8 protein-coding genes are annotated in these 6,077 nt (G+C 66.3%); 4 read left to right on the top strand and 4 right to left on the bottom strand.

Translation table 11 applies throughout. The annotated features are described in order from the left end of the window. The first annotated feature begins 87 nt into the window (after positions 1-87). Positions 88-1,347, top strand: coding sequence for a tRNA guanosine(34) transglycosylase Tgt (tgt, locus tag AC5RV2_RS13505; RefSeq protein ID WP_494092757.1), 1,260 nt, complete (start codon positions 88-90; stop codon positions 1,345-1,347). Between the two features lie 127 nt (positions 1,348-1,474). On the opposite strand, the gene AC5RV2_RS13500 is transcribed toward tgt, so the two are convergent. The 3 genes from AC5RV2_RS13500 to AC5RV2_RS13490 form a co-directional block, all read right to left on the bottom strand. Then, entirely contained in the window at positions 1,475-1,792 is a 318-nt protein-coding gene (locus AC5RV2_RS13500) for a hypothetical protein (protein ID WP_494092756.1), read from the bottom strand. Then, positions 1,789-2,220, bottom strand: a complete 432-nt coding sequence (locus tag AC5RV2_RS13495; RefSeq protein ID WP_494092755.1) for a GNAT family N-acetyltransferase — start codon at positions 2,218-2,220, stop codon at positions 1,789-1,791. The genes AC5RV2_RS13500 and AC5RV2_RS13495 overlap by 4 nt, the downstream gene beginning before the upstream one ends. A gap of 346 nt (positions 2,221-2,566) precedes the next feature. Then, positions 2,567-3,280, bottom strand: a complete 714-nt coding sequence (locus AC5RV2_RS13490; RefSeq protein ID WP_494092754.1) for a TetR/AcrR family transcriptional regulator — start codon at positions 3,278-3,280, stop codon at positions 2,567-2,569. 321 nt (positions 3,281-3,601) lie between these two features. Between AC5RV2_RS13490 and AC5RV2_RS13485 the strand changes: the two genes are divergently transcribed. Then, positions 3,602-3,838, top strand: coding sequence for a hypothetical protein (locus AC5RV2_RS13485; RefSeq protein WP_494092753.1), 237 nt, complete (start codon positions 3,602-3,604; stop codon positions 3,836-3,838). On the opposite strand, the gene AC5RV2_RS13480 is transcribed toward AC5RV2_RS13485, so the two are convergent. Continuing rightward, positions 3,805-4,512: a queuosine precursor transporter gene (locus tag AC5RV2_RS13480; RefSeq protein ID WP_494092752.1), complete on the bottom strand. Its 708-nt coding sequence runs from the start codon at positions 4,510-4,512 to the stop codon at positions 3,805-3,807. The two genes, AC5RV2_RS13485 and AC5RV2_RS13480, sit on opposite strands and share 34 nt — an antisense overlap. Before the next feature lie 198 nt (positions 4,513-4,710). Here AC5RV2_RS13480 and AC5RV2_RS13475 point away from each other — a divergent pair, with 198 nt between their 5' ends. Together AC5RV2_RS13475 and thiD are read left to right on the top strand one after the other, a co-directional pair. After that, entirely contained in the window at positions 4,711-5,163 is a 453-nt protein-coding gene (locus tag AC5RV2_RS13475; protein WP_493977001.1) for a hypothetical protein, read from the top strand. Positions 5,164-5,228: 65 nt separating this feature from the next. Then, the gene (gene thiD / locus AC5RV2_RS13470) at positions 5,229-6,062 is read left to right on the top strand and encodes a bifunctional hydroxymethylpyrimidine kinase/phosphomethylpyrimidine kinase (protein WP_494002228.1); all 834 of its coding nucleotides are present in this window, start codon (positions 5,229-5,231) and stop codon (positions 6,060-6,062) included. The last annotated feature ends 15 nt before the right edge of the window (positions 6,063-6,077 follow it).

The following is a 6,077-nucleotide window of genomic DNA, read 5'->3' as shown; positions in this document are numbered from 1 at the left end:
CCACAGCCCGGGCAGCCACCACCGCCGTCGCGCCAGCACGCCGCGGCCCCGGAGCCCGGCCCTCGCCCGGTAAGGCAAAATGGTGGGGTGCCCCAGTCTGATTTTTCCTTTCGCGTCGGCAGCCGCCTGTCCGACACCGCCAGCCCCTCCCCCGCCCACGTAGAAGACAACGGGGGCGCGTTCCAGGGCCGGACCGGAACCATCACCACGCCGCACGGGGAGATTCAGACGCCGGCCTTCATCGCCGTCGGCACCAAAGCCACGGTCAAGGCCGTACTCCCCGAGTCGATGAAGGAGCTCGGCGCGCAGGCCCTGCTGGCCAACGCGTACCACCTGTACCTGCAGCCCGGGGCGGGGGTGCTGGATGCGGCCGGCGGACTGGGCAGGTTCATGAATTGGGACGGGCCCACCTTCACGGATTCCGGCGGCTTCCAGGTGATGAGCCTTGGCTCCGGCTTCAAGAAAGTCATCAGCATGGACGCGGCCGCGGCCGGCAGCGGCTCCGACGACCGGGTGGCACCCGGCAAGGAACGCCTGGCCCACGTGGATGACGACGGCGTCTGGTTCAAGTCGCATCTCAACGGCGACAGGCACCGCTTCACGCCGGAGATCTCCATGCAGGTGCAGCACCAGCTCGGGGCCGACATCATGTTCGCCTTCGACGAGCTGACCACGCTGATGAATTCGCGCGGTTACCAGGAGGAGTCGCTGGAACGCACGCGGCGGTGGGCCGAGCGGTGCGTGACCGAGCACGAGCGGCTCACCGAGGAGCGCTCCCACCGGCCGTACCAGGCACTCTTCGGGGTGATTCAGGGCGCCCAGTACGAAGACCTGCGCCGCAAGGCCTGCCGCGACCTCGGAGCGATGAACTTCGACGGCTTCGGCATTGGCGGCGCGTTGGAGAAGGAGAACCTGGGCACGATCGTGCGCTGGTGCACCGAGGAGCTGCCCGAGGACAAGCCCCGCCATCTGCTGGGCATCTCCGAACCCGACGACATCTTCACCGCGATCGAGAACGGCGCCGACACCTTCGACTGTGTCTCCCCCACCCGGGTGGCGCGCAACTCCGCGTTCTACACGCCCGACGGCCGCAAGAACCTGTCCAACCGCCGGTTTAAAACGGACTTCACCCCCTTGGTGGACGGCTGCGACTGCTACACCTGCGCAAACTACACGCGCGCCTACATCCACCACCTGTACAAGGCAAACGAGATGGTCAGCCACACGCTGATCTCCATCCACAACGAGCGCTTCACCGTGAAACTGGTCGACGATGCGCGGCTGGCCATCGACGACGGTTCCTTCTTCGACTTCAAGGCCGAGGTGCTGGGCCGCTACTACGCCTGATCTGCCCGGGCGCGGCCCGGGACCGTGGATCGGCGGGCCGGAGGCGGGGCAGTTCCGGGCACGCGGAAGGCCGCCGTCGTTTCCGTGAGAACGACGGCGGCCTTCCGTGTCTTGGTGCGGGCCGGGCTCAGGCAGCCAGCGCCACGTCGGACAGCTCCGTGGTCGGAGCCAGAATCCTCAGCCAGCAATCGGACTGCCCGGGGTCGGCATGTGCGGGCAGCGCTCCGGCCTCCGCGCATCCTTGCAGTTCTGCCAGGACTGCCCCGTCCACGGAGGCATTCTGCAGGTCAATGGTTATCTGAAGTCCCGCGGCCAGCGAGTTGGCCCGCCTGGCCAAAGAGTAGACGGCCAAAACGTTCCGCTCGTCGACCCGCCCGCGTACGTCAATGTGCGCGGCTGAACACTCCAAGTCGACGCGGACCGTGACCTTGAGTTTGCCACTCATCGCGCCGCTGCCTTCGGCGCGGTGGAATTTCGGGCCGTTGCCTTCGGCGCGGTGGAGGTCCGGGCCACACCGGAGGACACCCGGCGCCGGCGGCGACCCGCCCCGGCCTTGCTCTCCAAGGCCCACGACTTATGGAAGCGGCTGCGCTGTTCCTGCGGTACCAGCCGGAGGAACACAGGATGGTTAAAGACCTGCTGCCGGGCTTCCTGGCAGAAGGGCAGCACGCGCAGGCGGCGACGGTGTGCTTCAACCAGTGCCCGGCGCACCAATTCGTCGGCCAGGCCAAGCCCGCGGTGCAAACGGTCTTCGTCAATCTGGAGGAGCCACATCTCACCGTCTTGGATCTTGTACTGCAACGACGCCGCTACTTCCCCGTCAACATAGGCGTCGAAGCGTGATGCGTCGTAGTTGTTGCGTATTACCTGCATGCCTCTCCTCACTTAGCCTCTCCAACCGGAGGTGCGGGCGTGACCCGACCGGACCCCTGGCTGGGAACCTCGGACCCGGCGGTGCCGGACCGAACGGTAATCATGCTTACGATGTAAGCAAAGCATGCTTATTATCAATCTGCAAAATGGCGCAGCTAAATTGCCTCACAACGGAGGCATAGAAGAACGGCGGCGGAGGCGCCGCGGCACCGCGGCGGAGGCGATGTGCAGGCGGGCCGAAGCACTGCGGCAACCATGGCACCCGCGCCGCAGCGCGGTGGCGGACTCGGTTGGGCCGCACGCCCGCCGAAGCGCAGCGGCGCGCAGGCTCGGATGGTGTCCGCCATCAGGAAAGCTGGCTGTCCAGACGCTCGAGCAGCCAATCCAGCGAGGCTTCGAATTCCTGCTTGGCGCGGTCCTGGGACAGCAGGCCCTGCAGTTTCTGCAGCAGCGGATAGTCGGTCAGGTCAGTTTGGCCGGGCGGCGGTGGCGTGCCCTCCTCGACCGGCCCTATGTCGGCACCGAGCGCAGCCACCTCCAGCAGCAAGTGGCCGATCAGGAAACTGCTGAAGGCCCGATAGGCCTCCACGGCCTGTTCGTTGCTGAAGCCCGCGCCGGTCATGGCCTTGAGAAACGACTCCACCCACTTCAGGCTGCGCAAGGGCGGCTGCACCCAGGGAGCCTCGGTGGGGCGCGTGGCAATCAGCGGGAACACCTCCGGATGCTTAACGGCAAGCCGGCGCAGCCCGTGGGCCAGCCGCAGCAGATAGTCCTGCCACCCGTGCCGGGGCTCCACGTACACTTCCGGGTCCCTGTACAGCTCGTCGACCACTATCTCCACGATGCCGTCGAGCAGGTGCTCCCGCGACGGCACGTAGCGGTAGAGCGACATGGCCTCGACATCCAACTCCGCACCGAGGCGCCGCATACTCAATTGACGGACCCCGTGCTGCTCGATGAACGCCGCGCCCGCCTCCAGGATCCGCTGTCGATCCAGCCGCTGCCTGTCGTGGCCGCCGTGGCCCGCATCAACTGCCGAAGACTGTTCGGGTTCGACCATTGACCGCTCCCTCCTGCATTCGCGCCCCAGCCTACGCGTCGGGCTCCGCCCTGTCCTCCCGCCCGCCGGTCCGAGCTCTCTGAGCGGCCGCATAATTCGGTACCGGAAGTACGTGATTTTCCGCGGTAACCCGCGGTTTTGCCGCCGTTGGCCGAAGTATGAAAAGTTTTGGACAGGAGACGCCGGAAAATCGTCGGCGGGGCTCGATTCCCAAGGGCTTACATTGTAAGCTGGGGCTTCCGGGGCCCCGGACTCCGCATCACCGATGCTGACATGCCCTGCGGGCGGGATTCGTCCCTCGGCAAGATAGGAAGTAGAGCAATGGATGAGCACTTGAAACAGGTCTGGACCGCCTCGGCAGCGGTGGAAACGCTGCAGGGCGAAATGGATCAGGCGGAGACGATCCTGGACTCCGCCATCGACGAAGCGCTCAAGGCCGGGGCTGCCCCGGAGGAGATCAGCGGAGCAGCGAACCTGTCTCCGACGGAGCTCAGTGAACGCGTCCCGACGCTCGCCGCCGACGATCAGGCCGCAGAAGAAGAAGGCGCCGCACTGTAGGACGGTTCGCGCTTCTTCACCCGCCCGATGACGGCGGTCGTGACGGGAACGAAGAGGAATTCCACCGCCGTCTTGTAGATGAAGCCGACGGCCACGTAGTTAATGAACGTGGGAACATCGCCGATGCCGATCACCGAGGCGGCGATGGAACAGAAAATCAGCGTGTCCGCGAACTCGCCCACACCGGTCGAACCCATCAGGCGCGCCCACAGCCGGCGTTCACCCCAGCGCTCCTTCATGCGCACGAGCACCCAGGAATTCAGCGTCTGGCCCACGAGGAAGCCCAGGAGGCTGGCCAGCACGATCAGCGGCACCGGGCCGAGCGCACCCTCAAGGGCCTCTTGTTTCATCTGCCCGAACTCGTCGTCAAAGCCCGGCAGCGCGATGATTACCCAGTAGCACAGCGAGGCGAAGACCGACAGCGCGAAGGTGGTAAGGATGGCTTTCCGCGCCACCTTGAAGCCGTAGACCTCGCTGATCACGTCGCCCAGAATGTACGCCAGCGGGAACAGGAAAAATCCGCCGTCGGTGATGATCGGCCCGAGCGCCACGCCCTTGGAGGCGCCGATGTTGGACAGGATCAGCACGACGGCCATGACGGCCAGCATGATGCCGAAGTAGGGGCTGCCGATCGAGGCAAAGCGGGCAGGCGTGCGGGATTGCAGTTGTGTCATCTTGGTGTTCACCCTCGTAGTAGTGGTTCGCGCAACGTTTCGCACCGCCCGGTGACCTGAAGAAACGTCCGCTGTATTAGCACTAGGGGTCCGTCTGCCACCCGGACCGCCTACCATTCTCCCATGCGCGCGGGCGCCGCGCTCCCGCGCCTGAGATGACCGGCTGCCCCACGACCGCCGCCGTCCTATTCTGGCTGTATGACCCAGGAGCCCGAACCCGACGACTTCGAGGACAACAACCCGCGCCACCGGGTGACGTTCGGGTTCGGGGCTTTCGTGGTCGGATTCCTCGTGGCCGTCTCCGTGTTCGCGCTGGGCGCCCTGCTGCTCACCCTGGCCGGCGGCCCGCTCAGCTGGCACCAATTCGCCTCGGCCGCGCTCCTGGCGCTGGTCGTTGGGTTGTACGCCGGCGGCGTTGGACTGGTCATTGGTGCACCGATCGCCTTTGTGCTGGGCATGTTGCTCCGGCCGGTGGCCAACCAATGGCTGCACGTGCTGGCGTTCTTCGCGGTCATGACGGCGGCTTCGTTCCTGATCCTGGTCTCGCTCTCCAGCGGCGACCCGCTCGGCACGCTGGAACTGGCGGCGCTGATCGGGCTGGCCGCGGCCATCGGCCGGTTCAGCGTATGGCGGATGGTGGATATCCGCTGAGCCCGTCGGGGGGGCGCCGCCGTCGTCATTAGGAGCCAGAGGGTGTGTCGGTGGAAAATAGCCGCATGTCTGTTTCCATCACCGAAACCAACCGGCCCGCCATCACGCTGACCATCGCCGGCTCCGAAGCCACCGGAGGCGCGGGAGCCCAGGCGGACCTGAAGACCTTCCAGGCTTTGGGCACCTACGGCATCACCGCCCTGACCTGCATCGTGTCCTTCAATCCCCAGGACAACTGGAACCACCGCTTCGTCCCGGTGGACGCAGGCGTCATCGCCGATCAGCTGGAGGCGATCCAAACCTGCTATGAAGGTTCGCTGAAGACGGTCAAGCTGGGCATGCTCGGCTCGCCCGCAACCATCGACACGGTCGCGGCAGCGCTGCAGAACCAGGAATGGGACAACATCGTGCTGGACCCGGTACTGATCTGCAAGGGGCAGGAACCCGGTCACGCGCTGGACACGGACCAGGCGCTCAAGGCCCAGGTGCTGCCGCTGGCCACCTTCGTCACCCCGAACCACTTCGAGGCCGAGTCCCTCTCCGGGATCACGATCAACGACGTCGAGGACCTGAAACGGGCCGCCAAGATCATCCACGAGGCCTCCGGCGCCGCGGTGCTGGCCAAGGGCGGCGTGCGTCTGGCCGGCCCGGACGCGGTGGACGTCTTCTACGACGGCGAAACCCTCGAGGTGCTCTCCGCGCCGAAGGTCGGCGAAGTGGCCGTCTCGGGCGCCGGCTGCTCGCTGGCCGCCGCGGTGACCGCCGAACTGGCCAAGGGTGCCACCCCGCTGCAGGCGGCCAAGACCGCCAAGCACTTCGTCACCGAGGGCATCAAGGCGCGGGTTTCCTCCCACGCCCCGTTCGACGCACTCTGGCAGGGCGGCGCCGCGCTGTCCTGACCGGCCGGCGACGCG

It is taken from the genome of Arthrobacter sp. Y3225116 (assembly GCF_059091245.1).
This window is presented reverse-complemented; position numbering and strand designations above follow the sequence as displayed.

What these genes read in the sequence shown, in the direction of transcription:
- AC5RV2_RS13485 (WP_494092753.1), top strand. Translation starts at nt 3,602, where the DNA reads ATGGATGAGCACTTGAAACAGGTCTGGACCGCCTCGGCAGCGGTGGAA.
- AC5RV2_RS13495 (WP_494092755.1), bottom strand. Translation starts at nt 2,220, where the DNA reads ATGCAGGTAATACGCAACAACTACGACGCATCACGCTTCGACGCCTAT.
- AC5RV2_RS13475 (WP_493977001.1), top strand. Translation starts at nt 4,711, where the DNA reads ATGACCCAGGAGCCCGAACCCGACGACTTCGAGGACAACAACCCGCGC.
- AC5RV2_RS13490 (WP_494092754.1), bottom strand. Translation starts at nt 3,280, where the DNA reads ATGGTCGAACCCGAACAGTCTTCGGCAGTTGATGCGGGCCACGGCGGC.
- AC5RV2_RS13500 (WP_494092756.1), bottom strand. Translation starts at nt 1,792, where the DNA reads ATGAGTGGCAAACTCAAGGTCACGGTCCGCGTCGACTTGGAGTGTTCA.
- thiD (WP_494002228.1), top strand. Translation starts at nt 5,229, where the DNA reads ATGTCTGTTTCCATCACCGAAACCAACCGGCCCGCCATCACGCTGACC.
- AC5RV2_RS13480 (WP_494092752.1), bottom strand. Translation starts at nt 4,512, where the DNA reads ATGACACAACTGCAATCCCGCACGCCTGCCCGCTTTGCCTCGATCGGC.